This window comes from Microbacterium sp. gxy059, assembly GCF_050958665.1.
In the GTDB taxonomy this organism is placed as follows: domain Bacteria; phylum Actinomycetota; class Actinomycetes; order Actinomycetales; family Microbacteriaceae; genus Microbacterium.
Genome location: NZ_JAMXWT010000010.1, coordinates 63,979 through 90,966 on the forward strand (window position 1 = coordinate 63,979; position 26,988 = coordinate 90,966).

The 26,988-nt window shown below is 72.2% G+C and carries 21 protein-coding genes and 1 pseudogene; 8 read left to right on the forward strand and 14 right to left on the reverse strand.

Going from position 1 to position 26,988, the window contains the following annotated elements; translation table 11 throughout:
- The first annotated feature begins 18 nt into the window (after nt 1-18).
- A complete protein-coding gene (locus tag NHL53_RS07825) occupies nt 19-2,169 on the forward strand; it encodes a S9 family peptidase (RefSeq protein ID WP_433776296.1) in 2,151 nt (716 codons plus the stop codon).
- A gap of 993 nt (nt 2,170-3,162) precedes the next feature.
- A complete protein-coding gene (locus NHL53_RS07830; protein WP_433776297.1) occupies nt 3,163-3,552 on the forward strand; it encodes a DUF559 domain-containing protein in 390 nt (129 codons plus the stop codon).
- Nucleotides 3,553-3,945: 393 nt separating this feature from the next.
- Here NHL53_RS07830 and NHL53_RS07835 read toward each other — a convergent pair whose 3' ends face one another.
- Together NHL53_RS07835 and NHL53_RS07840 are read right to left on the reverse strand one after the other, a co-directional pair.
- The gene (locus tag NHL53_RS07835; RefSeq protein WP_433776298.1) at nt 3,946-4,974 is read right to left on the reverse strand and encodes a 6-phosphofructokinase; all 1,029 of its coding nucleotides are present in this window, start codon (nt 4,972-4,974) and stop codon (nt 3,946-3,948) included.
- Nucleotides 4,975-5,045: 71 nt separating this feature from the next.
- Nucleotides 5,046-7,196 carry a DEAD/DEAH box helicase gene (locus NHL53_RS07840; protein ID WP_433776299.1) on the reverse strand — a complete coding sequence of 717 codons (2,151 nt, stop codon included), beginning with the start codon at nt 7,194-7,196 and terminating at the stop codon, nt 5,046-5,048.
- A 212-nt stretch (nt 7,197-7,408) separates the two neighbouring features.
- Between NHL53_RS07840 and deoC the strand changes: the two genes are divergently transcribed.
- The gene (gene deoC / locus NHL53_RS07845; RefSeq protein ID WP_433776300.1) at nt 7,409-8,128 is read left to right on the forward strand and encodes a deoxyribose-phosphate aldolase; all 720 of its coding nucleotides are present in this window, start codon (nt 7,409-7,411) and stop codon (nt 8,126-8,128) included.
- Here deoC and NHL53_RS07850 read toward each other — a convergent pair.
- The 4 genes from NHL53_RS07850 to truB are packed head-to-tail and all read right to left on the reverse strand — an operon-like array spanning nt 8,122 to nt 10,841.
- Nucleotides 8,122-9,111, reverse strand: a complete 990-nt coding sequence (locus tag NHL53_RS07850) for a bifunctional riboflavin kinase/FAD synthetase (protein ID WP_433776301.1) — start codon at nt 9,109-9,111, stop codon at nt 8,122-8,124. The genes deoC and NHL53_RS07850 overlap by 7 nt on opposite strands.
- Nucleotides 9,108-9,551 (reverse strand): hypothetical protein, encoded by a 444-nt coding sequence (locus NHL53_RS07855; protein WP_433776302.1) that lies wholly within the window; start codon nt 9,549-9,551, stop codon nt 9,108-9,110. The genes NHL53_RS07850 and NHL53_RS07855 overlap by 4 nt, the downstream gene beginning before the upstream one ends.
- A 34-nt stretch (nt 9,552-9,585) precedes the next feature.
- On the reverse strand, nt 9,586-9,954 hold the full coding sequence (locus NHL53_RS07860; RefSeq protein ID WP_433776303.1) for a hypothetical protein: 369 nt from the start codon (nt 9,952-9,954) through the stop codon (nt 9,586-9,588).
- Nucleotides 9,951-10,841, reverse strand: coding sequence for a tRNA pseudouridine(55) synthase TruB (truB, locus tag NHL53_RS07865; RefSeq protein WP_433776304.1), 891 nt, complete (start codon nt 10,839-10,841; stop codon nt 9,951-9,953). Before truB ends, NHL53_RS07860 begins: the two co-directional genes overlap by 4 nt.
- A 23-nt stretch (nt 10,842-10,864) precedes the next feature.
- On the opposite strand from truB, the gene NHL53_RS07870 reads away from it, so the two are divergent.
- Nucleotides 10,865-11,332, forward strand: a complete 468-nt coding sequence (locus tag NHL53_RS07870) for a GNAT family N-acetyltransferase (RefSeq protein WP_433776305.1) — start codon at nt 10,865-10,867, stop codon at nt 11,330-11,332.
- On the opposite strand, the gene NHL53_RS07875 is transcribed toward NHL53_RS07870, so the two are convergent.
- On the reverse strand, nt 11,314-11,985 hold the full coding sequence (locus NHL53_RS07875) for a hypothetical protein (protein WP_433776306.1): 672 nt from the start codon (nt 11,983-11,985) through the stop codon (nt 11,314-11,316). The two genes, NHL53_RS07870 and NHL53_RS07875, sit on opposite strands and share 19 nt — an antisense overlap.
- A gap of 160 nt (nt 11,986-12,145) precedes the next feature.
- On the opposite strand from NHL53_RS07875, the gene NHL53_RS07880 reads away from it, so the two are divergent.
- On the forward strand, nt 12,146-13,015 hold the full coding sequence (locus tag NHL53_RS07880; protein WP_433776307.1) for an A/G-specific adenine glycosylase: 870 nt from the start codon (nt 12,146-12,148) through the stop codon (nt 13,013-13,015).
- A gap of 56 nt (nt 13,016-13,071) precedes the next feature.
- Here NHL53_RS07880 and rbfA read toward each other — a convergent pair whose 3' ends face one another.
- The 6 genes from rbfA to NHL53_RS07910 form a co-directional block, all read right to left on the reverse strand.
- Nucleotides 13,072-13,500: a 30S ribosome-binding factor RbfA gene (gene rbfA / locus NHL53_RS07885; RefSeq protein ID WP_433776308.1), complete on the reverse strand. Its 429-nt coding sequence runs from the start codon at nt 13,498-13,500 to the stop codon at nt 13,072-13,074.
- Nucleotides 13,501-13,610: 110 nt separating this feature from the next.
- Complete coding sequence (gene infB, locus NHL53_RS07890) at nt 13,611-16,388, reverse strand: translation initiation factor IF-2 (RefSeq protein ID WP_433776309.1); 2,778 nt, start codon at nt 16,386-16,388, stop codon at nt 13,611-13,613.
- A 58-nt stretch (nt 16,389-16,446) separates the two neighbouring features.
- Complete coding sequence (locus NHL53_RS07895) at nt 16,447-16,656, reverse strand: YlxR family protein (RefSeq protein ID WP_433776310.1); 210 nt, start codon at nt 16,654-16,656, stop codon at nt 16,447-16,449.
- A gap of 96 nt (nt 16,657-16,752) precedes the next feature.
- The gene (gene nusA / locus NHL53_RS07900; protein WP_433776311.1) at nt 16,753-17,742 is read right to left on the reverse strand and encodes a transcription termination factor NusA; all 990 of its coding nucleotides are present in this window, start codon (nt 17,740-17,742) and stop codon (nt 16,753-16,755) included.
- 153 nt (nt 17,743-17,895) lie between these two features.
- Entirely contained in the window at nt 17,896-20,889 is a 2,994-nt protein-coding gene (locus tag NHL53_RS07905; protein ID WP_433776312.1) for an ExeM/NucH family extracellular endonuclease, read from the reverse strand.
- A gap of 157 nt (nt 20,890-21,046) precedes the next feature.
- The gene (locus NHL53_RS07910) at nt 21,047-22,813 is read right to left on the reverse strand and encodes a proline--tRNA ligase (RefSeq protein ID WP_433776313.1); all 1,767 of its coding nucleotides are present in this window, start codon (nt 22,811-22,813) and stop codon (nt 21,047-21,049) included.
- Between the two features lie 125 nt (nt 22,814-22,938).
- On the opposite strand from NHL53_RS07910, the gene NHL53_RS07915 reads away from it, so the two are divergent.
- The 3 genes and pseudogenes from NHL53_RS07915 to NHL53_RS07925 all read left to right on the forward strand — a co-directional run.
- Nucleotides 22,939-23,913, forward strand: a complete 975-nt coding sequence (locus NHL53_RS07915) for an ABC transporter ATP-binding protein (protein WP_433776314.1) — start codon at nt 22,939-22,941, stop codon at nt 23,911-23,913.
- Nucleotides 23,914-24,146: 233 nt separating this feature from the next.
- Nucleotides 24,147-24,932 (forward strand): 23S ribosomal RNA methyltransferase Erm, encoded by a 786-nt coding sequence (erm, locus tag NHL53_RS07920; RefSeq protein ID WP_433776315.1) that lies wholly within the window; start codon nt 24,147-24,149, stop codon nt 24,930-24,932.
- Nucleotides 24,933-24,941: 9 nt separating this feature from the next.
- Nucleotides 24,942-25,781: pseudogene (locus tag NHL53_RS07925) on the forward strand (LLM class flavin-dependent oxidoreductase); the annotation flags it as partial.
- Nucleotides 25,782-25,853: 72 nt separating this feature from the next.
- Here NHL53_RS07925 and NHL53_RS07930 read toward each other — a convergent pair.
- Nucleotides 25,854-26,975 carry a calcium:proton antiporter gene (locus tag NHL53_RS07930; RefSeq protein WP_433776316.1) on the reverse strand — a complete coding sequence of 374 codons (1,122 nt, stop codon included), beginning with the start codon at nt 26,973-26,975 and terminating at the stop codon, nt 25,854-25,856.
- Between the last annotated feature and the right edge of the window lie 13 nt (nt 26,976-26,988).

Below are 26,988 nucleotides of genomic sequence, written 5' to 3' on the forward strand. Positions count from 1 at the left end.
GCCGACTAGCGTGGAGCGGTGACCTCCGAGCATCTCCGTTCGTCCCCCGTCCCGCCCGCTCCCCGCGCTCAGCGGATCCCCGTGACCCGCACCCATCACGGCGACGCGTTCGAGGATCCGTACGAGTGGCTGCGCGATCGCGAGTCGCCCGACGTCATCGCCCACCTCGAGGCCGAGAACGCCCACGCCGACGCGGTGCTCGCCCCGCTCGAGCCGCTGCGCGAGAGGCTCTTCGAGGAGATCCGCGGCCGCGTGCGCGAGACCGACCTGTCGGTGCCTGTGCGCCGCGGCGACTGGTGGTACTACGGCCGATCCGTCAAGGACCGGCAGTACGGCCTCAACTGCCGCGCTCCCCTCAGCGGCCCCGACGACTGGACCCCGCCGCGCCTCTCCCCCGACGACGAGGTGCCGGGCGAGCAGGTGCTGTTCGACGCGAACGTCGAGGCGGAGGGCGAGGAGTTCTTCTCGCTCGGCGCGTTCAGCGTCACGACCGACGGCGCGCGCCTGCTGTGGGGCGCCGACGTGCGCGGCGACGAGCGCTACACGGTGCGCGTGCGCGACATCGCCACGGGCGAGCAGCTGCCGGACCTCCTGGAGGGCGTCGGAGCCGGCGCGCAGTTCACCCCCGACGGGGCGTTCATCCTGTACTCGACCGTCGACGACGCCTGGCGTCCCGACCGGGTGTGGCTGCACCGCGTCGGCGACGCGACGCGCGAGCACGACGTGGAGATCTTCCACGAGCCCGACGAGGCGTTCTGGGCGGGGGCCGGATACACCCGCAGCGACCGGTTCCTCGAGATCGCGTCGGGGTCGAACACCACGAGCGAGGTGACGCTCATCGCCGCGGCCGACGTGCCCCGGCTGTACGCGGGCGAGGACGTCGACTCGATCTCGGTGTTCTCCCGCGAGGACCGCGTGGAGTACTCCGTCGACCACGCGGTGATCGACGGGCGCGACTGGCTCTACGTGCTGCACAACGCGAACGCCCCCGACTTCGAGCTCGTGCGCCTGCCTGCCGACGATCCCTCCGCCGAGCCGGAGACGGTGATCCCGGCCGAGGACGGCGTGCGGCTGGAGGACGTCGACTGCCTGCGCGACTTCGCGATCGTCGAGTTCCGCCAGGGAGGGATCCCGCGCATCGGGATCCTCGACTACGCGACCCACGAGCTGCGGGAGATCGCCTTCGACGAGCCCCTCTTCTCGGCGGGCGCAGCCGGCAACCCCGAGTGGACCCAGCCGACCGTGCGCCTGCACTACGGGTCCTTCACGACCCCGGGCACGGTGTACGACTACGACGTCGCGACGGGCGAGCTGCACCGCCGCAAGCGGGCCAGCGTGCTCGGCGGCTACTCCCCCGCCGACTACGGGCAGGAGCGCCTCTGGGTGCCCGCCGCCGACGGCACCCTGATCCCCGTCTCCCTCGTCTGGAAGCGCTCGTTCGGCGAGCCAGGCGAGGTGCCCCGGCCCGTGCACCTCTACGGCTACGGGGCCTACGAGCACTCGATCGACCCGGCGTTCTCGACCGCGCGGCTGTCGCTCCTCGACCGCGGCGTCGTGTTCGCCGTCGCCCACGTGCGCGGCGGCGGAGAGATGGGGCGCGCCTGGTACGAGGGCGGGAAGCTCGCGAACAAGCGCAGCACGTTCGGCGACTTCGTCGACGTCGCCCGCTTCCTCGTGGACGAGGGGTACACGACGCCCGCACGGATCGTCGCGGAGGGCGGATCCGCGGGCGGCCTGCTGATGGGCGCCGTCGCGAACCTCGCGCCGGAGCTGTTCGGGGGGATCCTCGCCGACGTGCCGTTCGTCGACGCGCTCACGACGATCCTCGACCCGTCGCTCCCGCTCACCGTCATCGAGTGGGAGGAGTGGGGCGACCCGCTGCACGACCCCGACGTGTACGCGTACATGAAGTCGTACACGCCGTACGAGAACGTGCGGGACGGCGTGCGGTATCCGCGGATCCTCGCGATGACCTCGCTCAACGACACCCGCGTGTTCTACGTCGAGCCCGCCAAGTGGGTGCAACGCCTGCGCGACGCGGGCGTCGACGCGCTGCTGAAGTGCGAGATGACCGCGGGGCACGGCGGCGTCAGCGGGCGCTACAACGCGTGGCGCGAGCGCGCTTACCAGCTCGCCTGGATCCTCGACGTGCTCGGCATCGAGGAATGACGAGAGCCATCGCCTGATCCCGCCTCCGGCGGCGCATGTCTCGATTCGGGCGGGAATGGGCTCAGCTTTCCCGCCCGAATCGAGACATGCCTGCGCTGTTCCTCACACCGTGTCCCGAGACGTGCGGGAACCGCCGCTCCTTTCCCGCGCCAGTTGAGACATGCTCGCTGCCGCGCCGCCCGCAGACAGCGAGCTCTCCGCCTCCCGCAGTGCGTGTCTCGATTCGGGCGGGAATGGGCCCGGCATTCCCGCACCTATCGAGACACGCCTGCGCTCTCCCCCACACCGTGTCCCACCATCTGCGGGATGAGCGGATGTGATCCCGCCTCAGTCGAGACACGCCCCGTTACGCGGGCCACTCCGTCTCGAGCACCGACTCCGTGTCCACGTCGGACGATCCCGCCGATCCGTCCCCATTCCCGGGGCTTCCGTCCGCATACGCCAGACGCGACCACGAGGCTGAGGGGCATGCGCACGCCGACGCCCCTTCCTCCCCCGCTTGGCGAGGGCCCGTTCCGAACATCCGAGGCCCGTGCCCACGGGGTTCCCGTTCACCGGCTCCGGGCTCGCGACCTGCGCGCGCCCTATCGCGGCCTCCGCACGCTCTCCGATGCGCCGGCCGACGACATCGTCTCCGCCTGCCGGGAGTTCGCTCCTCTCCTCGCGCCCGGGCAGTTCTACAGTCATACGACAGCCCTCGCGCTCTACGGCTGTCCGGTGCCGCCTCTTCTCGCTCCGATCCCGCTGCACGTCGCGGTGCATCGACCGGCTGCCGCGCCCCGCACCCGCGGGATCATCGGGCACCGTCTTCAGCGTCGCGATCTCGCGTGCCGAGAGCATCCGGCAGGCTTCGCCGTCGAGGATCCGGCCCGCGCCTGGCGTCAGGCAGGCTATCTCTGGCCTCGAGACTCTCTCATCGCCGCCGGCGATCACCTCATCTCCCGCCGTCATGCGATCTGCGCCTGGGAAGACCTGGCCCGCGAAGTCGACGACATGGGCGACATGAGGGGACGGATCCTCGACTCAGCGCTTCCCCTCATACGCGACGGCGCTGAGTCTCCTCGCGAGACGGAGCTCCGTCTCGCGATTCTGCGATCGGGCCTGCCGGAGCCGCTTCTCAACGAGGTTCTGCTCGCCGACGGCGGCGTCTTCGTCGCGCGCTTCGACATGTCGTATCCCCGCTACCGCGTGGCCGTCGAGTACGACGGACGACAGCATGCGACGGATCCTCGGCAGTTCGCGCACGATGCCGACCGGTGGGAGGCGGTTCGACGTGAGGGGTGGCGCCTCGTGCGGATTCTCGACCACCATCTCCGTCCGGATCCCGCTGTCGCCTGCGGCCTGATCCGCGACGCGCTGCTCTCGCGCGGTTGGAGAGGCTGATCGCCCCGCCCGAGCCATGTCTCGCGATCGGCCGCTCAGCAGTCGTTATTCCCGCAGAAGGCGAGACACGCTCACGATCCTCCCCGCACCATGTCTCACGAGATGCGGGAAGGAGGACATGTTTCCCGCACTATTCGAGACACGCCTGACCGGAGGGGTCCGGGGAACACAGCCGCGCCCGGCAACGATGCGGGTCGATGGTGTCTCACCTGTTGTCGGAAAGCAGGAGCCGATCTGACAACACGTGAGACACGATTCGGTCCTCCCACGCCCCGTGTCTCCCGAAGTGCGGAAATACAGGAGCGATACCGACACGAGATGAGACACGCACGGGGTGATGACGAAGGCGTCGGCGGCGGGTCTCCCCGCCGCCGACGCCCCGTGCGCTCGCGCTCAGCCGAAGAGAGCCGCGGCCTCCTCATAGCGGGCGAGCGGCACCTCGTTGAGCTCGCCGAGCGCCTCGTCGAACGACACGCGCTCGATGTCGGTGCCGCGCATCGCGACCATCTGCCCCCACGCGCCGTCGACGACCGCGTCGGCCGCCTGCAGGCCGAGGCGCGTCGCGAGCACGCGGTCGAACGCCGACGGGGATCCGCCGCGCTGGATGTGACCGAGCACGGTGGAGCGGGTCTCGATGCCCGTCGCCTTCTCGATGAGCGGGGCGAGCACCTCGCCGATACCGCCGAGGCGCGGACGGTTGAACGCGTCGAGGCCCTTGTCGCTGTAGGCCTCCTCCTGGCCCTTCAGCTTGAAGCCCTCCGCCACGACGACGAGCGGGGCGCGGCCGCGCTCGGCGGCCGCCTCGACGTGCTCGAAGATCTCCTCGGGGTCGAGCGGGACCTCGGGGATGCAGATGATGTGGGCGCCCGCCGCCATGCCGGAGTGCAGGGCGATCCAGCCCACGTGCCGCCCCATGACCTCGGCGACCATGCAGCGCTGGTGGGAGTCGCCCGTCGTGCGGAGGCGGTCCATCGCCTCGGTCGCGATGTTGACGGCCGTGTCGAAGCCGAACGAGTAGTCGGTCGCGCGCAGGTCGTTGTCGATCGTCTTGGGCACGCCGACCACGGGGATCCCGTCGTGCCACAGGCGGTTCGCCGCCGCGAGGGTGCCCTCGCCGCCGATCGCGATGATGCCGTCGAGCTTGTGCCCCCACAGGGTCTTCTTGATGTTCTCGGCGCCGCCGCGCTCCCCCTCGTACGGGTTGGTGCGGCTCGTGCCGAGGATCGTGCCGCCGACCTTCGAGAGGCCCTTCACGTGACGGCGCTCGAGCTCGAAGAAGTCGCCGTCGACGAGCCCGCGCCATCCGTCGCGGATGCCGACGAAGTCGATGTCGTGCTTGCGCGTGCCCTTGAGCACGGCGCCGCGGATGACGGCGTTGAGTCCGGGGCAGTCTCCGCCCGAGGTGAGGATGCCGATCTTCATATGTTCGAGACTAGGGCCTTCCGGGTCGGGGCGCACCGCATCGCGACGCGTCCGGGCGTGGCGTCCGGCGATCAGCGGGCCAGCTCGTCGCGCAGCAGCGACGAGAGCGCCGCGAGCTGCACCGACTCGACCGCGTCGTCGCCCGTCTGCTCGCCGTCCAGAGCACGCAGCGCGAGCCCCTCCTTGCGGTCGATGAGCTCGGCGATGCGGGTGTCGATCGTGTGCGCGGCGATGATCCGCCACGCGGTGACGGGTTCGTCCTGTCCGATGCGGTGCACGCGGTCGATCGCCTGCGTCTGCTCCGCCGCCGTCCAGCTCAGCTCCGCGAGCACGACGTTCGACGCGGCCTGCAGGTTGACACCGACGCCCGCCGCGGTGAGCGAGCAGACGATGACGCCGACCTCGGGGTCGTCGTTGAACGCGTCGATGGCCTTCTGCCTCGCGGTCGAGGACTGCTCGCCGCGGATCGAGACGGCGCGGATCCCGGACTGCGCGAAGTGCGCCTCCGCGGTGTCCATGACGTCGACGTGCTTCGCGAAGAAGACGACCTTCCCCACGGAGCGCTGCAGCTGAGCGGCGTAGTCGGCGGCGAGCTGGGCCTTGCCCTGGCCGATGCGGCGCACCATCGAGAACACGTTGTCGCCGTCGGCGCCCGCCGAACGCGACTCCTCGAGCTCCCCGACCGCCACGAGGCGCACGATGTCGTCGTCGATCTCACCGGGCTCGAGGCCGCGATCGCCGCGAGCGGCGAGGATGCGGCGGTAGCGGTCGGCGAGACGGCGGGCGAGCTCCCGCTCGGCCTGCGCGATCGACCGGCCGAACTCGTCGTCGAGCTCGACGGGCATGTCGGCGACGAGCTTGTCCGGGAGGTCGCGGGCGACGTCCTTCTTCCGCCGGCGCACGATGCCCATGTCGATGACGGCCTGGCGCGCGGCGGGATAGAACCCCTTGTCGGCGGGCGTGAAGCCCGTCGCGTCGAGCCTCTCCATGAGATCAGGCCCCGGCTTGACGCCGTCGGCCCACCCGAGGAAGCGCCAGATCGCGTCGAAGTCCTCGACGTCGTTGATGAGCGGCGTTCCTGTGAGCGCGAGCAGCAGCGGGTCGCCGCCCGGCGTCGTCTCGCGCACCCTCTGACCGAGGGCGAGCACGTTCTGCGAGCGCTGCGAGGTGAGGTTCTTGATGAAGTGCGCCTCGTCGACGACCATGCCCCTCAGCCCGATCTCGGCGAGCCAGCCGAGGTGGCGGTCGAGGATCTCGTAGTTGACGATGAACACGTCGGCGAAGGCGTCGAGGTCGGCGCCGTCTCCCGTGATCACGGCGGCGCGGCGCTGCGGCGTCCACCGCTCCACCTCGCGCGCCCAGTTCATCTTGACGACGTTCGGGACGACCACGACGAGCGGGTAGGCGTCGGCGACCGAGGCGGCGAGGACCGACTGCGCGGTCTTGCCGAGTCCCGGCTCGTCGGCGAGCAGGAAGCGGCGGTGGCCCTCGCGCACCGCCTCGAGGAAGCGCGACTGGTGCGGCATGACCTCGAGCCCGCGAGGCGAGACCCGGTCGAACTCCGGCACGGGGGGAAGCGGCATGACCGCGGATCCGCCGCCCGCGCCAAGCGCGAAGGCCTTGTAGAGCGGGCCCATGAGCTCCCACCCGTCGAGCCGGCGACGAGGCGTCTCGTCCGGGTGCGCGTGGGAGAGGTCGGGAGCGAGGAAGGGGTTCGACTCGATGCGCGCGTCGACCTGCGGCGGGCGGACCGCGCGCTCCGCGGCGACGGCGGGCACGACCGGCTCGGCGGCCGCGGGCTTGACGTCGTCGATCACGAGCTCGTCGGGGGCGAGCTGCACACCCGCGTCGAGCAGCCAGTCGCGGCGCATGCGCCGTGCGACGGGGCTCGTGGCCTGGTCGGCCTCGAGCAGCTGGATGAGGGAGGTGTCGCGTGCCGCCGTCTTGGCGAGGATCGTCGCGACGCCGTCGAGCCTCTTGAGCAGCTCGGCGCGCGCGGCGTCGCTCAGCGCCTCGTCGGCCTTCACGCGGGCGCGCTCCTCGCGCACGAGGAAGGCGATGACCTGGAACTTGACCCGGTTCGTGGGGCCGAGCTTGTTCTTCTGCGCCTTCGCCTCCACCTCGCGCACCTTGCGGGCGAGGATCGGGATGATCGGCGCCTCGTCGTCGCGGCGTGCGGACGAGGACTTCTTGCGCTGTCGCGCGGGTGCCGTGGTCGGCATGCTCCTCCTGAGCCTGGTCTCCCGGGACTCGAGGAGCCGCCGGGCGGTGAGGTCGTGATCGCGGACGCGGCGGGAGCCGAGCGGGACCCGCGCGCCGGAGAGGCCGGCGCTCGATGCGTCGCGTGGTGACCCGCACAGTCTACGCCATTCCCCCGGCGTGTCCGGGACATCCGCAGGGGTCGCGCGGGAACCTCGCGAGTAGCCTGGGTGGCATGGCAGCCGAGCACACCGAGAAGTCCATCGCGTCGACCATCGATCACGCGATCCTCAAGCCCGAGTTCACCCGATCCGACGTCGACCGCGAGCTCGACATCGCGGCCGAGTGGGGGGTGTTCAGCGTCTGCGTGCGCCCGAGCGACGTGGCCTACGCCGTCCGCCGCCTCGACGGGACGGGCGTCGCGGTGGGAACGGTCATCGGCTTCCCGCACGGCACGACCTCGACCGCCGCGAAGGCGGCGGAGGTGCGGCAGGCCGCCGCCGACGGCGCGGTCGAGTTCGACATGGTCGTGCACATCGGCGGCCTCATCGGAGGAGAGGACGCGCGGGTCGTCGACGACATCCGCGGCGTCGTCGACGCGGCGGACGGGAGCATCGCGAAGGTGATCCTCGAGACGAGCCTGCTCGACGACGAGCAGATCGCGCGCGGATCGCGCCTCGTCGAGCAGGGCGGCGCCGACTTCGTGAAGACCTCGACGGGCTTCGCGGGCGGCGGCGCGACGGTGCCGCACGTCGAGCTCATGCGGGCGTCGGTCTCCCCCGCCGTGCAGGTGAAGGCCTCCGGAGGCGTGCGCGGCCTCGACGCCGCGATCGCGATGCTCGACGCGGGCGCGACGCGCCTCGGCACGAGCGCGGCCGCGACGATCCTCGGCGAGGCGCGCCGCCGCGCCGCGGGAGAGGCGGCGACGGGCGCCGAGGACTCCTCGAGCTACTGACCCGAGCGGCTCCTCAGCAGATCGCGGGCGACGGCGACGTCGTCCGCGATCTGCGTCTTCAGGTCGTCGATGCCCGTGAAGGCGACCATCCCGCGGATCCGCGCCTCGAACTCGACGTCGACGACGACCCCGTACAGATCGAGGTCGTCGCGATCGAGGACGTGTGCCTCGACGACCCGCTCGGGCACGTCGTCGAAGGTCGGGTTCGTGCCCACCGAGATCGCGGCCGGATAGCGGGATCCCCCGCCCAGCTCGCCCGCGGGCAGGCGCTCGACGAGCCACCCGGCGTAGATGCCGTCCGCGGGCACGAGCCCCGTCGCATCGCGCGCGAGGTTGGCGGTCGGGAAGCCGAGCTCGCGCCCGCGCCGGAGGCCGCGCACGACCTCCCCCCGCACGGCGTGCGGTCGGCCCAGCAGCTTCGCGGCCCGCTCGACGTCGCCCGCGGAGATGAGCTCGCGGATCCAGCTGGACGAGACGCGCCGCCCCGCCTCCCCGTCGGGCAGCCCCGCGCTCGCGACGTCCTGGACCACCTCGACGGCGAACCCGCAGGCGGCTCCCATGCGCTCGAGCAGCGCCGCGTCGCCCTCTCCTCCGCGGCCGAACCGGAAGTCCTCGCCGATGAGCACGCGCTGCGTGCGGAGGCCGGCGACGAGGTGGCGGCGCACGAACTCCTCCGCCGGGACCTGGGCGAGTTCGGCGTCGAAGGCGAGCAGCAGCGTCGCGTCGAGGCCCGTGGAAGCGAGCAGGTCGAGCTTCTGCTCGACCCCGACGAGCGCCTCGGGGCAGGAGTCGGGGGCGATCGTGGCGAGCGGATGGCGATCGAACGTGACCACGGCGGTGCGCGCGTCGGTGCCCGCCGCGTCGACCATGAGCCGATCGATGATCGTGCGGTGCCCCGCGTGCAGCCCGTCGAACTTGCCGATCGCGACGACCGAGGGGCCGAAGCCTGTGGGGATCTCCGCGACGTCGCGGAAGACGATCATGCCGCGTGCTCCGCCGCGGGCCGCGCGGCGGCCGGACGGTGCGTCGCCAGCCACCAGATTCCGAGGAAGGGCAGCACGAGCGGGATCCACACGTAGCCGCTGCCGTACAGCGACCAGACGGTCGCCTCCTCGGAGTGGAACACGTCGGGGACCGCCCAGCTGAGCGTTCCGACGACGAGCACGCCCGCGAGCTCGAAGCACACGGCGACCCACGCGATCCGGTACCAGGCGGCGCTCTTCGAGAACAGGAGGGCGAGGGTCGCGAGGATGTAGACGACGGCCGCGGCCGCGCTGAGCGCGTACGGGATCGGGGCGTCCGAGAAGCGCTCGGCGATCTGCACGAAGGATCGCCCCGTCGCCGCGAGCGCCATGACGCCGTAGAGGAAGACGAGGACGGTTCCGATGCCGGTCATGCGACGGCTGCGCGCGGGTTCAGACATAGCGTCACCGATTCTATCGACGGAGCCTGCGTGCTCAGGCGATCTGGATCGTCCAGATGACGTGCATCCGGTAGACCATGACGGCGACGGCGAGCGCCAGCACGCCCATGACGACCACGCTCCAGCGCCCCCGGTCGATGAACGCCCAGATCACGCCGCCGGCGGGCAGCAGCAGGGCGGAGACGAGGTAGGTCCAGAACTCGAGGAGGCTGCCTGTGGGGCCGTTGCCGACGAACGGCGCGACGATCGCGACGACGACCTGGGCGACGAGCAGCAGCTCGACGAGCACGAGCGACCCGACGGAGACGTCGCCGGGGCGACGCCCGGACAGCCCGATGACGAGGCAGGCGACTCCGGCGAGAACCGCGACGGCGACCTGGGCGATCGTGAACCAGAGGATCATCGGGCGCTCCCCTCCTGGGGCTCCGGCATGTTCATGATGCTCTTCATGGAGGATCCGCGGCGCTCGACGACGCCGATGAGCGCGCCGTCGGGATCGATCGCCGCGCGGCGCCCGTCGAAGGGGTCGGGCGCGTCGACGCGCTTGCCGTGGCGCAGGTCGCGCGCGACGTCCGCGGGGACGTCGAGACGCCCCAGCACCTGCGCGGCCACCTCGGCGGGCGTCGCGAGCTCCGCCTCCGCGAGCGCGTCGACGTCCCAGGCGCCCTCGACGCCGAAGGGCCCGACGCGCGTGCGCCGCAGCGCGGTGAGGTGCCCGCCGCAGCCCAGCGTCTGCCCGAGATCGCGGGCGAGCGCGCGGATGTACGTGCCGGACGAGCAGTCGACGACGACGTCGACGTCGACGAGATCCCCCTGCGGCCGCACCTCGAGGACGTCGAAGCGCGAGACGACGACATCGCGCGCCGCGAGCTCGACCTCCTCCCCGGCGCGGACGCGGTCGTAGGCGCGGCGCCCGTCGACCTTGATCGCCGAGACGGCGCTCGGCACCTGCGAGATCGCTCCGGTCAGCCGCGCGACGCCCGCGCGGATCGCGGCCTCGTCGGCACCCTCCGCCCCCGGGCGCCCTGTGCTCTCGCCGTCGGCGTCGTCGGTGGATGTCGTCTCGCCGAGGCGGATGACCGCCCGGTAGGTCTTGTCGAGCCCGACGAGGAAGGTCAGCAGGCGGGTCGCCTGCTCGACGCCCACGACGAGCAGGCCCGTCGCCATCGGGTCGAGGGTGCCCGCGTGCCCGATCTTGCGGGTCCCCCTCGCGCGGCGGGAGCGGGCGACGACGTCGTGGCTCGTGATGCCCTGCGGCTTGTCGACGAGCAGGATCCCGGAGTCGGCCATGGTGGCCAGCCTATTCTGGTGCGATGCCGGAATCCTCCGAAGATCCGCGGGTGCGCGTCGCGCCCCTCGCCGAGATCCCCGCCGAGACGCTCTACGGGATCCTGCGCCTGCGCGTGGACGTGTTCGTCGTCGAGCAGGCGTGCGCCTACCCCGAGCTGGACGGCCGCGACCTCGAGCCGGACGCCCGTCAGCTCTGGATCGAGGACGCCTCGGGCGTCGCGGCGACCCTGCGGCTGCTCGACGACGGGACCGCGCTGCGCATCGGCCGCGTCGTCGCGCATCCCCGCGTCCGCGGCGGCGGGGCGGCCGCGGCGCTCATGCGGCGCGCGCTCGCGGAGGCCGCCGGGCGCGAGATCGTGCTCGACGCGCAGGCGCCCCTCGCCGACTGGTACGGGCGCTTCGGCTTCGCGCCGTGCGGCGACGAGTTCCTCGAGGACGGCATCCCGCACGTGCCGATGCGGCGACCGGCCGCTCAGGCGCAGGGCTCGTAGGCCGGCTCGGAGGCCGCCCTCGCGATCACGGCGACGCCGACGGCGCCCTCGTTCCCGTCGACGTACTCGAACACGATCCGCGCCTCGCCCTCTCCGCGCACGACGAACGACCTGCCGTCGATCTGGGAGGCCCGCTCGGTCGCGTCCTCGTAGACCGACCGCACCTCGGCCTTCGTCGAGCCGAGCCCGAGCCCCTCCGGGGTGCGCGGGCCGACGCCCATCACGTCGCCGTTCCAGTGGGCGCTCACCTCGACGACCCCGTCGGACGACGCGTCGCGATCGTCGACGATCTGCACGTCGTACGTGTTGTCCTCGCTCGCGGCGTAGGCGACGCCCTCGCACTGCGGGCCGAGCGGGCCGATGCCGGCGCCGCGCACCTCCTCGAGGACGGTCTCGTAGTCCTCGCCCACGTCGACCGGGCCGATGCCGCGGTCGGTGACGACCCAGGTGCCGGGATCGGCGGGATCATCCGAACGAGACGGCTCCGACTGCGGGGAGGCCGTCGCATCGGGCGTCGCGTTCGGGGACGAGGCCTGTGGAGCGGGGACGTCGTCCGCCTCGGGCGCGCAGCCGGCGAGCGTCAGCAGGACGGCGATCCCCGCCGCCGCGATCGCCGTGCGCCCGCGGAGGCGTCGAGCGTCGGTCGAGACCATGATCCCCTCTCGTCGTCGCCGCGGTGCGCGGCCCGGAAGCGCATGCGCGTCGATGGAAGCGCCGTCTGTGGACGTTACGCGCCGAATGAAACGGGACGATCACGATTCGCTCCGATTTCCCAACCATTCGGTCACGATCCGACGAACCTAGAATCGAGGGATGCCCTCCTCCCTCGCCGACGCGCTCGTGCCCTGGTACCGCGAGAACGCCCGCGATCTGCCGTGGCGGCGTCCGGACTTCGGCGCGTGGGGGACGCTCGTGAGCGAGTTCATGCTGCAGCAGACACCCGTCGCGCGCGTCATCCCCCTGCTCGAGGCGTGGCTCGCGCGCTGGCCCACCCCGACCGCTCTCGCGGACGCCGCCCCGGGGGACGCGGTGCTGCAGTGGGCGAACCTCGGCTATCCCCGCCGCGCCCTCTGGCTGCACCGCGCGGCCTGCGAGATCCGCGACCGGCACGGAGGCGTCGTGCCGCGCGACGTGGACGCGCTTCTCGCGCTGACGGGCATCGGCGACTACACCGCGCGCGCCGTCGCGGTGTTCGCGTACGGCGACCGCCACCCGGTGGTCGACACCAACACGCGCCGCGTCATCGCCCGCGCCGTCGACGGGGTCGAGCACCCCGCGGCCGCCCACCGGCGCGACCTGGCGGCGATGGAGGCGCTCCTGCCCGCGGATCCCGTCGACGCCGCGACGATGAACGCGGCGGCGATGGAGCTCGGGCAGGTCGTCTGCACGGCGCGCGCCCCGCGGTGCGGCGGCTGCCCGATCCGCGACCGCTGCGCCTGGGTGGCCGCCGGGTCGCCCTCGTCGCCGGACACCCGCCGCAAGCAGGCGAGGTACGAGGGAAGCGACCGGCAGGCGCGCGGGCGGGTCCTCCGGGCCCTGCGCGACGCCTCCCCCTCGTCGCTCCCCCAGGACGCGCTGCTCGCCGACTGGCCGGACCGCGGCCAGAGGGACCGCGCGCTCGCCTCGCTGTTCGACGACGGCCTGATCGTCTCGGACGGCGACCTCGTGGCGCTGCCGCGGTAGGAGGACGACGAGGCGCCCCGGAGAGCAGAGCTCTCCGGGGCGCCTCGTCTCGCGGGTCAGTCGTCTTCGTCGTCGTGCCGATACGGGTCCTCGTCGCCTGCGTACGCGGCGCCCTGGGCGAGGCCCGCGACCTGCGCGTCGCGCTCCTGCGCCTCGCGGAGCAGCTCCGTGAGGTGCGACGCCTCCTCGGGCAGCGCGTCCGGGATGAACTCCAGCGTCGGGGTGAGGCGCGTGTTGAGCTGGCGACCCACCTCGCTGCGCAGCAGCCCCGTCGCGGCGCGGAGAGCCGCCGCGGTGCCCGCGCGCTCCTCGTCCGTGCCGTAGACCGTGTAGAAGACCGACGCGTTCTGCAGGTCGCCCGTGACGCGCACGTCGGTGATCGTCACGAAGCCGAGCCGCGGATCGCGCAGCCCCTTCTGCAGGCGCTCCGACAGGATCACGCGGATGCGATCGGCGACGCGCGCCTGACGCTCGAAACCAGCCATGGGGTCCTCCTTCTGCGAGGTCGTCGGAGCGAGGCCCGGAGAGGCGAGACGCCCGCAACCGCGGTCACGGGCGTCTCGCCATCCGGTCGCTCGTCTGACGACCGATTCTGTCAGGCTCGGGGCTTCTCGACCATCTCGATGGTCTCGATCTCGTCGCCGATCTGGATGTCGTTGAACTTCCCGAGGCCGATGCCGGCCTCGAAGTCGGTCTTGACCTCCGTGACGTCGTCCTTGAAGCGACGCAGCGACTCGATGGCGAGGCCATCGGCCAGCACGACGCCGTCGCGGATGACGCGCGCCTTGGCGTTGCGCGTGATCGTGCCGCTCTTGACGAGCACACCGGCGATGTTGCCGACCTTCGACGACCGGAACACCTCGCGGATCTCGGCGAGGCCCGCCTGGGCCTCTTCGAACTCCGGCTTGAGCATGCCCTTCAGCGACGCCTCGACATCGTCGATCGCGTTGTAGATGACGTTGTAGAAGCGCACGTCGACGCCCTCGCGGGAGGCCGCCTCCCGCGCCTTCGTGTCGGGTCGCACGTTGAAGCCCAGGACGATCGCGTTGTCGATCGTCGCGAGGTTGATGTCGCTCTCGGTGATCGCGCCCACGCCGCGGTGGATGATCCGCAGCTGCACGCTGTCGTCGACCTCGATCTTGAGCAGCGACTCCTCGAGCGCCTCGACGGCACCCGAGACGTCGCCCTTGATGATGAGGTTGAGCGACTCGACCTTGCCCTCCTCGAGGGCCTTGGTGAAGTCCTCGAGCGACATGCGCTTGCGGGCCTTGGCCAGCTGGGCGTTGCGCTCGACGGCCTCGCGCTTCTCGGCGATCTGACGCGCCGTGCGGTCGTCCTCGGTGACGAGGAACAGGTCGCCCGCGCGCGGGACCGAGTTGAGGCCCTGCACCTGGACGGGACGCGACGGAGCCGCCTCCTGCACCTTGTCGCCGTGCTCGTCGATCATGGCGCGCACGCGGCCGAAGGCCGTGCCCGCGACGATCGGGTCGCCGACCCGCAGCGTTCCGCCCTGCACGAGGACGGTCGTGACGGATCCGCGGCCCTTGTCGAGCTTCGCCTCGATCGCGACGCCGCGCGCCTCCTTGTTCGGGTTCGCACGCAGGTCGAGACCCGCGTCGGCCGTGAGGAGGACCGCGTCGAGCAGATCCTGGATGCCGGTGCTCTGGCGAGCGGACACGTCGACGAACATGACGTCGCCGCCGAACTCCTCGGCGATCAGCCCGTACTCGGTCAGCTGCGAGCGCACCCGCTGCGGGTTCGCCTCGGGCTTGTCGACCTTGTTGACCGCGACGACGATCGGCACGTCGGCCGCCTGCGCGTGGTTCAGGGCCTCCACCGTCTGCGGCATGATGCCGTCGTCGGCGGCGACCACGAGGATCGCGATGTCGGTGACCTCGGCACCGCGGGCGCGCATGGCCGTGAAGGCCTCGTGACCCGGGGTGTCGATGAACGTCAGCGCGCGCTCGTGGCCCTCGTGCTCGGTCCAGATCTGGTACGCGCCGATGTGCTGGGTGATGCCGCCGGCCTCGCCCTCGGTCACGTTCGTCTTGCGGATCGCGTCGAGCAGACGGGTCTTACCGTGATCGACGTGGCCCATGACGGTCACGACGGGCGGACGGATCTCCAGGTCCTCGTCGTCCTCGTCGAGCTCCTCCTGCTCGAGGTTGAGGCCGAAGCTCTCGAGGAGCTCCTTGTCCTCGTCCTCGGGCGAGACGATCTCGATCTTGTAGCCGATCTCGGCGCCCAGCAGCTCGAACGTCGACTCGTCGAGCGACTCCGTCGCCGTCGCCATCTCGCCGAGGTGGAAGAGCACCGTCACGAGGTTGCCGGGAGGAACCGGAACGCCCCTGAGCTGCTCGATCTTCTCCGCGAAGTCGGCGATCGATGCGCCGCGACGCATGCGGATGACCGTGCTGCCGTCGCCCTGGGGGACCTTGACGCCGCCGACGACGGGCGCCGACCGCATCTCGAATTCCTGGCGCTTCGCCCTGCGCGACTTGCGCTGCTTGGACTTGCCGCCCCCCTTTCCGAACGCACCGGCCGTGCCGCCGCGACGACCACCGGGGCCGGGACGACCGCCGAACCCGCCGCCGGGACGCATGCCGCCGCCGGCGCCGCCGGGACGCTGCTGGAACGGCGCTCCGCCGCCGCCGGGACGACCGCCCTGTCCGGGACGACCGCCGCGACCGCCGCCGGGACGACCCGGCTTCGGGGCACCGGGACGCGGCGCCTGCGGCTTGGGGGGACGGGGGATGTTGCCGGGCGTGGGGCGCTGCCCCATGCCCTGCTGCGACGAGAACGGGTTGTTGCCCGGGCGCGGGCCGGCCGGGCGCTTGCCCATGCCCTGCTGCGACGCGAACGGGTTGTTGCCGGGACGCGCCCCGCCGGGCTTCGGCGCGGAGGACGGACCGGGCTTCGGCGCGGCCGAGCCGGAGGCGGGAGCCGACGGTTGACCGCCGGGCTGGGGCGCGTTCGAGGGAGTCTGCGGCGCGGAGGCGCCGGGCTTCGGCGCACGCGACGCGGGCTTCGCCGCACCGGGCTTCGGCGCGCCGGAGCGCGACGGGGCCGGCTTCTCGGCGGGCGCGGAGGCGCCGGGCTTCGGAGCCGACGAGCGCGGACCGGGCTTGGGCGCGCCGGGGCGCCCGGGCGTGGGAGCCGACGAGCGCGCGCCCGGCTTCGGGGCGGCGGCCTTGTCGGCGGGCTTCGCGCCGGCCTCGTCCGCGAACGCGGCCCGCAGCTTGCGGGCGACGGGCGGCTCGACGGTCGACGAGGGGCTCTTCACGAACTCGCCGAGCTCCTTGAGCTTCGCGAGTGCGGTCTTGCTGTCGACGCCGAGCTCGGCGGCGATCTCATGTACGCGTGGTTTAGCCACAATTCTCCTGTCTGGGCGGCCTGCCCGGACAGGGCAGACCTCTAGAGGCGGACGGGTCTCATTTCGAGCCGTTCACTTGATTTCCATAGCTGTTCAGCCATTCCTCGAGAGTCTGCGCATCGAGCGGACTCGATGCGCGCAGTGCTCGTACGAATGCACGGCGCTTCAGCGCCAGCTGCACACAATCGCGCGTCGGATGCACCCACGCGCCCCGTCCGGGAAGCCCGCCGATCTCGTCGACGACGAGTCGGGATTCCTGGAGTGTCACCCGCAGAAGAGCGGATCGAGAGGCACGCGTGCGGCAGCCGACGCACGTTCGTACGGGATCCATCCTACACCCCTCGCCCCGAGGAGCGACCGCGCGTCACTCGCCCTCGAGGATGCTGTCGGGCTGGATGTCGATCTTGGCGCCCGTGAGCTTGGCGGCGAGGCGGGCGTTCTGGCCCTCCTTGCCGATCGCGAGCGACAGCTGGTAGTCGGGGACGAGCGCGCGCACGGCCTTGGTCTTCTCGTCGATCACGAAGCTCGACGAGACCTTCGCGGGGCTCAGCGCGTGCGACACGAACGTCGCGAGGTCGTCGTCGTAGTCGACGATGTCGATCTTCTCGCCCGACAGCTCGTCCTGCACGGCGCGCACGCGCCGGCCGAGCTCGCCGATGCAGGCGCCCTTCGCGTTGATGGACGGGTCCTTCGCCACGACCGCCATCTTCGTGCGGTGCCCCGCCTCGCGGGCGAGCGAGACGATCTCGACGAGACCGCTCGCGATCTCGGGGACCTCGAGCGCGAACAGCTTGCGCACGAGGCCGGGGTGGGTGCGTGAGACGGTGATCGACGGGCCCTTCGTGCCGCGGGATACGCTCGTGACGTACACGCGGATGCGCGTGCCGTGCGCGTAGTCCTCGCCGGGGACCTGCTCCTCCGGGGGGAGGATCCCCTCGACGGAGCCGAGGTCGACCTGCACCATGCGGGGGTTCGACCCCTGCTGGATCACGCCGGCGACGATGTCGCCCTCCTTGCCGCGGAACTCGCCCAGCACCGCGTCGTCGGCGATGTCGCGGAGGCGCTGGCTGATGACCTGCTTCGCGGCGTAGGCGGCGATGCGGCCGAAGTCCTCGGGGTTCTGCTCCTCCTCGCCGATGACCGCGCCCTCGTCGTCGGTCACCGGGACGAGGACGGCGACGTGGCCGGTGCGGCGGTCGAGCTGAGCGCGCGCGCCCTGCGGGATCTCCCCCGTCTGCGTGACGTGCTTCGCGAAGGCGGTCAGAACGGCCTGTTCGATGATCTCCGCCAGCTCGTCGAACGGGATCTCCTTCTCGCGCTCGATCGAACGCAGCAGTGCCAGGTCGATGTCCATTGCAGCCTCCCTATTCAGCTCTCCATCGGCGAGGTCGAGATGCCGATATCTGTTCGACGATACCCGACCGATCCTGCGCGTCGCCCGTCCCGGCGCGCCGCAGGCCCGGGCCCCCGCCGAGGGGGTCCGGGCCTGCGGATGCGAGCGCGCTGCTCAGGCCGCGCGGCGCCGCAGAGCGACCCCGGCGAGGACCGCGAGCAGGGCCAGCGCGCCGATCCCGGTCACGGCGATCCCGCCGCCGGTCGGGCTCAGCGGCGCCGACTCGTCGCCGGATCCGTCGTCATCCGTCGCCGGGTCGTCGGCGGAGCCGCCGGCGTCCTCCGCGGAGCCGTCACCCGACTCGCCCGCGCCGGAGCCGTCTGCCGCGTCCTCCGCGCCGTCCTCGGCGGGATCCTCGGAGCCGGCCTCGGCGGACTCCTCCGAGCCGCTCTCGGTCGCGTCCTCGCCTCCGGTCTCGCTCGCGTCGTCCGCGGGCTCCTCGCCCGGGTCCTCGGCTCCGGCCTCCCCGGCGTCCTCCCCGCCGTTCTCGCCGGCGTCCTCCACGGGCTCCTCGCCCGCGTCCTCGGCACCGGTCTCGCCGGCGTCGTCCGTGAGCTCCTCGCCGGCATCCTCCGCGCCGGTCTCGCCCGCGTCCTCCGTCGGCTCCTCGTCGTCGTCGCCCGGCTCATCGGCCGCCGCCAGGCCCACGACGATCGGGTTGTGGTCGCTCGCGCGGAAGGGCGTCGTCTCATCGAACAGCAGCGTCGCGTTGTAGTTGTAGCGGCTGTACTCGTAGGCGATCTGCTCCTGCGCGTTGATCTGCCACACGTCGACGTCGGTCACGAGATCCAGGGCGGCCTCGTTGGCGAACACGTGGTCGAGGGAGGCCGATCGCCCCTGGAAGACGTACGTCGCCTCGCCGCCGTTGAGCGCGTAGTTGAGGTTCGTGAAGCCCGCGCCCTCGATGGCGATCGCGGGGTCCTCCATCGCGTACGAGTTGAAGTCGCCCGTGAGGAGCACCGGCTCGATGCCCGTGAGCTCCTGCACCTCGGTCGTGTAGGCGGCGAGCGCCTCGGCCTGGCGGATGCGGTCGGGGTTCGCGTTGCCCTGCCCCGTGCCGTCGTCGGCGCCCGAGCCCTTGGACTTCAGGTGGTTCGAGGCGACGAGGAAAGCCTCGTCGTCGGCCGCGCCGGCCGGCTTGAAGCCCTGGAACAGCGGCTCGCGGGCGTTCTCGAACGCCTCATGGTCGAGGAGGATATGCGACGCGCCCACCGTCTCGACCTCGGCCTGCTGGTAGATGAACGCGTTGCGGATCACGTCCTCGTCGGCCGGCACCTCGAGGGGGCTCTCGGCGTACGCCCACGTCTCGGCGCCCTCGTGCGCGTTGAGCGCATCGACGAGCGTCTCGAGCGCGAAGTCGCGGTCCTTGCCGAAGGCGATCGAGTTCTCGACCTCCTGCAGCGACACGATCGACGCGTCCAGCTCGCTGATCGCCTGGACGATCTTCGCCTCCTGGCGGGCGAGGCTCTCGTCGTCCGCCGCGCCGCGCGGCCCGTTCGGGTCGCAGCGGTTCGCGGTGATCCGCGCCCCGTCGCGGTCGGTGTAGAAGGTGCACGTGCCGAGGTCCGCGTCGACGTACTCCTCGGCCGTGGTCGGGAAGTAGTTGAGCACGTTGAAGATGGCGACCGAGATGTCGCCGTCGACCGTCGGGGCGACGTCGACGCCGTCCTCGGTCTCGAAGGTCACGTGCTCCGCGCCCGCGCCCTCGATGGGCTCGGTGGGCTGCAGGCTCCACCCGTCGAAGCGCCAGTCGAGCACGAAGGGGCGCTCGAAGGAGACCGCGTCGCCGACGCGCACCCGGTTCTCGGGCGTCAGGTACGACAGCGGCTCGCCCTTCTGGCTGTTGAAGTTCACGCTGCGCCCGTCGTCGAGCGTGATCGTGCGCGCGTCGTCCTCCGCGATGCGCTCGGCGATCGCGTCGGCGTCGTGCGGGTCGATGACCGCCGTCGGCTGCACGAGGGGCTCCTCCCCCTGCGCCAGCAGGAAGGATCCGTAGAAGTTCGCGTCGTAGTTGTCGGTCACGACGAAGGCGGCGTCGGGCTGCACGAGCTCGCTCATGTGCGCCTCGCGCGACTCCTCGTCGGCGACGACCGCCCAGTCGGCGATCGGCTGGACCTCGCCGAGGTCGTCCGTCGTCTCGACGGACTCGAAGCGCAGCTGCGCGAGGCCGTTGTAGGCGTCGGTCGCGCCCGTCACGCGCACGGGGGCGCCGATCTCGACGTCGCCGCCGATCGCCGCGACCGCCTGGTCGCCCCACACGAAGATCGCGTCGGACACGTCGTCATCGGGGTCACCGGACGGATCCTGGATCGTGAATCCGCGGAAGCCGCCCACGGGGTAGACGGCCGTGACGACGCCGGGAACCTCGACGCGGGTGCCGGCCGACAGGCCGCGCGCGTCGGCGATCGTCGTCTCGACGACCTCGCCCGGCTCCTCGGGCTCCTCCGGCTGCTCGGGCGCGGTGGTCTCGCCCGCCGCGTTGACGGGCGAGGGCGCGCCGGCCGAGAAGTCGGCCGCGTTGTCGTCGGTGTCCGCGCCGTCCGCGGCGCGCGATGCGCTCGTCTGGTTGCCGAGGCCGGGCGCGGGGCTCCCCTCGTACGAGGCCGCCGTGCCGTAGCCCACCATGTCGACGAGGCCCTCGATGCCGGCGACGTCGCCCGAGACCCCGTCGAACTGCCCGGATCCCTCGTACAGGTACACGCGTCCGTTCGCGCCGGACATGTTGATCGATCCGGTCTGGTCGGCCTCGGGGAGCGCGTCGCCCGCGCCGTTGCCCGCGGCGAGCTGGACGAGGAAGTGACCGCCGGGCTCGACCGCTCCCGACAGGTCGACGACGCCGCCGGATCCCCCGGCGGCCGACTTGTACTCGAGCGACAGGTCGGAGAGGTCGATGGGGTCGGAGGTCGGGTTGAACAGCTCCACGAAGTCGTGCGTGAGGGGGGCGCCGCTGTTGCCGCCGCCTCCGTACACCTCGCTGATGACGAGCCCGGACCCGTCGGGCGCGGCCGACGCCGCGTTCGGAGCGATGACGAGCCCACCTGCGGCGAGCGCGGCGGCCGCGACGACCGCCGATCCGCGTCGGACGCGGACAGTGTTCTGCTGTGACATGCGGAGGATTCTCTCAGGGATGGGGACGGGGAGCCAGCCCCTCGACCGGCTTCCTCCACCCTCTCGCCCGAAGGTGTCCCTCCCCTGTCCCCCGGGTGACGCGCGGGAGAACGACGCAGGGCCCGTCCTCCGGAGGACGGGCCCTGCGCGTGGCGCGTCAGGCGGTCAGACGCTCCACGGCCTCGGCGACGGCGACGGTCTCCCGCTCGCCCGTGCGGCGGTCCCACAGCTCGACCTGGCCGTCGGCGGCGCCGCGGCCCGCGATCACGAGCTTCGGCACGCCGAGCAGCTCGGCGTCGCCGAACTTCACGCCGGGCGAGACCTTGGGGCGGTCGTCGAAGAGCACGTCGAGGCCGGCCGCCTCGAGCTCCGCGATCATCTCGCCGGCCAGCTCGTAGGCCTCCTCGCCCTTGCCCGTCGCGACGACGTGCACGTCGAACGGCGCGATCGACTCGGGCCAGATGAGCCCCTTGTCGTCGCTGAACAGCTCGGCGATGAGCGCGAGCACGCGCGTGACGCCGATGCCGTACGAGCCCATCGTGACGGTCACGAGCTTGCCGTTCTCATCGAGCACCTTGAGCCCGAGCGCCTCAGCGTACTTGCGGCCGAGCTGGAACACGTGGCCGATCTCCATGCCGCGCGCGAGCGAGACGGGGCCTGACCCGTCGGGAGCCGGATCGCCGTCGCGCACCGTCGCGACTTCGACCGTGCCGTCGGCCACGAAGTCGCGCCCCGCGACGAGGCCGTGCACGTGCCGGTCGGCGACGTTCGCCCCCGTGATCCACGTCGTGCCGTCGACGATGCGGGGGTCGACGAGGTAGCGGATCCCCGTCGCCGACTCCTCGCCGAGCAGCGGCCCCTGGGCCGTCCACGGCCCGATGAACCCGCGCACGAGCATCGGGTGCTTCGCGAGGTCCTCCGCCGTGGCGGGCTCGGCCTCGGCGGGCGCGAACGCCACCTCGAGGCGCTTCTCGTCGATGTCGCGATCGCCGGGGAGCCCGACGACGACCACCTCGCGCGCGCCGTCGGGGTGCACGAGGGCGAGGACGACGTTCTTCAGCGTGTGCGCCGCGGTCCAGCCGCCCTCCGGTGCGTCGGGGACGGCCAGGGCGGCGTGCGCGACGAGCGTGTCGATCGTCGTCGTGCCCGGGGAGTCGAACACGACCGGCTCGGGCAGCCCGTCGAAGGGGATCGGCTCCGGCGCGAGGGTCGCGAACGCCTCGACGTTGGCCGCGTATCCGCCCTCCGAGCGCACGAAGGTGTCCTCCCCGACGGGGGTCGGGTGCAGGAACTCCTCGCTGCGGGAGCCGCCCATCGCGCCGGCGTCGGCCTGCACGATCGCGTACTCGACGCCGAGCCGGCCGAAGATGCGCTCGTACGCGGCGCGCTGCGCCTCGTAGCTGGCGTCGAGCCCCTCGTCGGAGACGTCGAACGAGTACGCGTCCTTCATCGTGAACTCGCGCCCGCGCAGAAGGCCCGCGCGCGGACGCGCCTCGTCGCGGTACTTGTCCTGGATCTGGTAGATCGACAGCGGCAGATCCTTGTACGACGAGAAGAGGTCCTTCACGAGCAGCGTGAACGCCTCCTCGTGCGTGGGGGCGAGCAGGTAGTCGGCGCCGTGGCGATCCTGCAGGCGGAAGAGGTTCTCGCCGTACTCCTCCCAGCGGCCCGTCGCCTCGTAGGGCTCGCGCGGCATGAGGGCGGGGAAGTGCACCTCCTGCGCGCCCGCCGCCTCCATCTCCTCGCGGACGATGCGCTCGAGACGGGTCTTGACGCGCAGCCCGAGCGGGAGCCACGCGAAGATGCCGGGCGCCTGGCGGCGGATGTATCCGGCGCGCACGAGCAGGCGATGGCTGCGCACCTCCGCGTCGGAGGGATCCTCACGCAGGGTGCGGACGAAGAGCTTCGAAAGACGGGTGACCACGGCACGAGTCTATTCCGTCGGGTTGCGCGGAACGCGCCCGCCGCGAGGCCGCTGTGGAAAGATGAGCCTCCCCGGACGCGGAGCGCCTCCGGGCCGCACCACGACACCAGGGAGACGCACCGACGATGACCTCCGACGCCCTGATCCGGTTCGATCGCGTCTCGAAGGTGTATCCGGGTGCCGCGCGGCCCGCGGTCGCCGAGCTGTCGATGGACATCCCCGACGGCGCCCTCGTCTCGCTCGTCGGCCCCTCCGGCTGCGGCAAGACCACCACGATGAAGATGGTCAACCGGCTCGTCGACCCCTCCTCGGGCACGATCTCCCTGGGAGGGTCGGACATCGGGGGGCTCGATCAGGTCGCGCTGCGGCGCCGCATCGGCTACGTCATCCAGCAGGTGGGGCTGCTCCCCCACCGCACGATCGCCGACAACGTGGCGACCGTCCCGAAGCTCCTCGGCTGGAGTCGCGCGGACATCCGCTCCCGCGTCGGGGAGCTGCTCGATCTCGTCGGCGTGCCGGAGAGCGAGTTCGGATCCCGTTATCCGTCCCAGCTGTCGGGCGGGCAGGCGCAGCGCGTCGGCGTCGCCCGCGCGCTCGCCGCGAATCCGGACGTGATGCTCATGGACGAGCCGTTCGGCGCGATCGACCCGATCACCCGCATCGAGCTGCAGGACGAGCTCCTCCGCATCCAGCGCGAGATGCGCAAGACCATCCTCTTCGTCACGCACGACATCGACGAGGCCGTGAAGATGAGCGACCGGATCGCCGTGTTCGACCGCTCGGCGACGCTCGCGCAGTTCGCCGAGCCCGACGAGGTGCTGCGCCGGCCCGCGACCGACTTCGTGGAGCGGTTCGTGGGATCCGGCGCCGCCATGCAGCGCCTGCGCCTGCGCGCCGTCGGCGACCTCGCGCTCGCGGGCGCGCCGGTCTCCGACGACGCCCCGCAGGTGCCGAGGGACGCGACGCTGCACGCGGCCCTCGACGCCCTCGTGCGCTCCTCGGCCGATGCCCTCGTCGTGACCGATGCGGCGGGCGAGCGGATCGGGGCGGTCTCGTTCGACGACATCCGCCGCGCCCTCGCGGAGGCCGACGCGGCGTGAGCTCGCCGCCCCTGATACAGTCGCCGGCATGGGAAGTCTGATCTGCATGCGCGCGGACACGTGCGTGCGCACCTTCCGGGACCGCCGCGCCTGACGGCGCGTCTCCCCTCACGCGGCATCGCGCGTCGTCCTTCCGAGAGCCCTGAAGCGCCTCGGAACGGCGTCCCCTCGCGTCCTCTGCGGCGCCTCGCCTGTTCTCGGGCGCTCCGACACTCGTCCCTGGAGCGCACCCCATGCCCCGTTCTGCCCACGGCGGCCGACACGAGCTCGGCCAGAACTTCCTCGTCCACCGCCCGACCATCGACCTCCTCACCGCGCTCGCGGCCTCGACGCGCGGGCCGATCCTCGAGATCGGCGCGGGCGACGGCGCTCTCACGCGTCCGCTGAGCGCCCTCGGCCGCCCCGTCACCGCGATCGAGATCGACGAGCATCGCGTCCGCCGGCTGCGCCGCGCCCTGCCGGGGGTGCGCGTCGTGCATGCCGACGCGCTCCGCCACCCGCTGAGCGCGCCCGTCGTCGTGGGGAACGTGCCGTTCCACCTCACGACCCCGATCCTCCGCCGGCTGCTGACGACCGGCACGTGGGAGCAGGCCTTCCTCCTCACCCAGTGGGAGGTCGCCCGCAAGCGCGCGGGCGTCGGCGGAGGCACCATCCTGACCGCGCAGGCGGCTCCCTGGTTCGACGCGTCCCTCCACGGCCGCGTGCCCGCCCGCGGGTTCTCGCCCCGCCCGGGGGTGGACGGCGGGGTGCTCGGCCTCGTCCGACGCGCGACGCCGCTCGTGGATCCGGCCCGGCGCCCGTCGTACGAGCGCTTCGTGAGATCCGTGTTCGTCGCGCGGGGTGCGGGCCTCGCGCGGATGCTGACCCATGCCGCGCCCCTCGGGCCCGCGCAGGCGCGCCGCACGCTCGCGCGGGCGGGGATCGGCGAGCGCGCGCTGCCGAGGGACCTCTCGCCCGAGCAGTGGGCGTCCCTCTGGGAGAGCGCGAAGGGAGATCGCCCACCGCGCGACGGCTCGTAGTCTGAGGGCATGAGGTTCTCGCTCTGGCTGCCCGCGCATCTGCCCTGGAACGATCTCCGCGCCGTCGCGACGCGAGCGGCGCAGGCGCGATCTGGCCCCGCCCGCTGGCGGGGCCTGTGGCTCGAGGACCACTTCATGGACAACGCCGCCGAGCCGAACGACGGCCCGAGAGGAGAGTCGCTCACGCAGCTCGCGGCGCTGGCCGCCTCGGTGCCCGACGTGCGCATCGGCTCGATGGTGCTCGGCAACACGTACCGCCACCCCGCCGTCGTCGCCAAGCAGGCGGCCGCACTCAGCGACATCGCGGACGGCCGCTTCGTGCTCGGCCTCGGCGCGGGCTGGCAGGAGAACGAGCACCGCGCGTTCGGCATCGAGTACGGCGACGTGCCGAGCCGGATCCGGTGGTTCCGCGAGGCGCTCGAGGTCATCACGCGCCTGCGCGACGAGCCCGTCGTCGATCACCGCGGCGAGCGCTACCGGCTCGAGCGCGCGACGCTCAGCCCCCGTCCGCACGCGAGCCTCCCGATCCTCGTCGGGGGCAAGGGCGAGAAGGTGATGCCCCGGATCGTCGCGCGCTACGCCGACGAGTGGAACATGTGGGCGACTCCCGATCTGTTCGCCCGCAAGAACGCGATCTTCACGGCCGCCCTCGAGGACGCGGGGCGCGACCCCGCGTCGCTCTGGCGCACGACGCAGGCCCACGTGCTGCCCGGCGCCGACGGCGAGCGCGAGGCGGCCGAGCGATCCCGCCCCGCCGTCGGCGGCTCCGCCGAGCGGCTGCGCGAGGTCATGTCCGCCTACGCAGCAGCGGGGGTCGACGAGTTCGTGCTGCCCCTCGTCCACCTGACGGACCCCGCCGAGATCGAGGATCAGGCGGACTGGTTCCTCGCCGAGGTGGCCGCGCACGTCGCCGGACGCGCGTCAGGCGAAGACGCTGAGCCCGTAGAGCGCGAACAGCATCAGGTGGGCGGCGCCGTGCACGGCCGTGACGCGCCTCGACGCGAACGTCGTCGCCGACAGCAGCAGCGTCGCGGCGAGGAGCACGAGGTTCGTCGGCGTCTCGGCGAGCACCACGGTCTGCCCCGTGGCGAGCCCGATCGCGAGCACCGCGGGGATCGTGAGGCCGACGGTGGAGACGAGCGCCCCGTGGCAGAGGTTGCTGACCCGCTGCATCTCGCCCGCGAGCGCCGCGCGGATCGTCGTGATCGTCTCGGGCAGGAACACGACGGCCGCGATGAGGATCCCGGACAGCGCGACCGGCGCCCCCGCCCGGGCGAGCCCCTCGTCGAGGAGGACCGCCATGTCGTGCGAGAGCAGGACGACGGGGAGCACCGTGACGACGAGCGTCGCCGCGCGTGCGAGGATCTCGGCGCGATGGGCGCGCCAGACCTCCCCGAGGGGCGCGCGCCCGTGCTCCTCCTCGGAGCCGATCTCCTGGAAGTCGGCGCGCTGCGCCCCGGTCTGCCTCGCGAGGAAGAAGGCGTAGAGGAGGATCGTGAGCACGAGGATCGGCACGGCCTGCGCCGGGCGGAAGGCGCCGCCGGATCCGATCAGCCCCGGCAGCGCGAACGCCGCGACGAGGAGCACGACGAGCACAGACAGGTAGGCGGTCGCGCCCTCGGACCGCGCGGCGAGGACGTCGTGCCGCAGGCCGCCCGCGACGAGGGCCGCGCCGACGACGAGGTTCAGGATGATCATCGCCACGGCCATGACGGAGTCCCGCGCGATCGTCTCGTGCTCGCCAGGGCCGAGCATGACCGCCGAGATGAGCACCACCTCGATCGCGACGATCGAGAGGGTCAGCACGAGAGTGCCGTAGGGGTCGCCCAGCAGACGCGCGAGGCGCTCCGCCTGGGCCACGACGCCGAACGCGCACACGACGACGACCGCGACCACGATCGCGAGGAGCCCCGCGATCGCCGGACCGGCGAGGAGGTCGGGGCGCTGAGGCCCGACGACGGCGAGCGCGATCACGGATCCCCATCCGAGACCCGCTGCGGCGATCGCGCGCGGAGAGAGGACGGCTCTGAGGACGGACGACATGCCTCGTTCCCGT

Coding starts and splice junctions, on each gene's coding strand:
- NHL53_RS07830 (WP_433776297.1), top strand. CDS start 3,163: ATGGGCGACATGAGGGGACGGATCCTCGACTCAGCGCTTCCCCTCATA.
- NHL53_RS07835 (WP_433776298.1), bottom strand. CDS start 4,974: ATGAAGATCGGCATCCTCACCTCGGGCGGAGACTGCCCCGGACTCAAC.
- NHL53_RS07840 (WP_433776299.1), bottom strand. CDS start 7,196: ATGCCGACCACGGCACCCGCGCGACAGCGCAAGAAGTCCTCGTCCGCA.
- deoC (WP_433776300.1), top strand. CDS start 7,409: ATGGCAGCCGAGCACACCGAGAAGTCCATCGCGTCGACCATCGATCAC.
- NHL53_RS07850 (WP_433776301.1), bottom strand. CDS start 9,111: ATGATCGTCTTCCGCGACGTCGCGGAGATCCCCACAGGCTTCGGCCCC.
- NHL53_RS07855 (WP_433776302.1), bottom strand. CDS start 9,551: ATGTCTGAACCCGCGCGCAGCCGTCGCATGACCGGCATCGGAACCGTC.
- NHL53_RS07860 (WP_433776303.1), bottom strand. CDS start 9,954: ATGATCCTCTGGTTCACGATCGCCCAGGTCGCCGTCGCGGTTCTCGCC.
- truB (WP_433776304.1), bottom strand. CDS start 10,841: ATGGCCGACTCCGGGATCCTGCTCGTCGACAAGCCGCAGGGCATCACG.
- NHL53_RS07870 (WP_433776305.1), top strand. CDS start 10,865: ATGCCGGAATCCTCCGAAGATCCGCGGGTGCGCGTCGCGCCCCTCGCC.
- NHL53_RS07875 (WP_433776306.1), bottom strand. CDS start 11,985: ATGGTCTCGACCGACGCTCGACGCCTCCGCGGGCGCACGGCGATCGCG.
- NHL53_RS07880 (WP_433776307.1), top strand. CDS start 12,146: ATGCCCTCCTCCCTCGCCGACGCGCTCGTGCCCTGGTACCGCGAGAAC.
- rbfA (WP_433776308.1), bottom strand. CDS start 13,500: ATGGCTGGTTTCGAGCGTCAGGCGCGCGTCGCCGATCGCATCCGCGTG.
- nusA (WP_433776311.1), bottom strand. CDS start 17,742: ATGGACATCGACCTGGCACTGCTGCGTTCGATCGAGCGCGAGAAGGAG.
- NHL53_RS07905 (WP_433776312.1), bottom strand. CDS start 20,889: ATGTCACAGCAGAACACTGTCCGCGTCCGACGCGGATCGGCGGTCGTC.
- NHL53_RS07915 (WP_433776314.1), top strand. CDS start 22,939: ATGACCTCCGACGCCCTGATCCGGTTCGATCGCGTCTCGAAGGTGTAT.
- erm (WP_433776315.1), top strand. CDS start 24,147: ATGCCCCGTTCTGCCCACGGCGGCCGACACGAGCTCGGCCAGAACTTC.
- NHL53_RS07930 (WP_433776316.1), bottom strand. CDS start 26,975: ATGTCGTCCGTCCTCAGAGCCGTCCTCTCTCCGCGCGCGATCGCCGCA.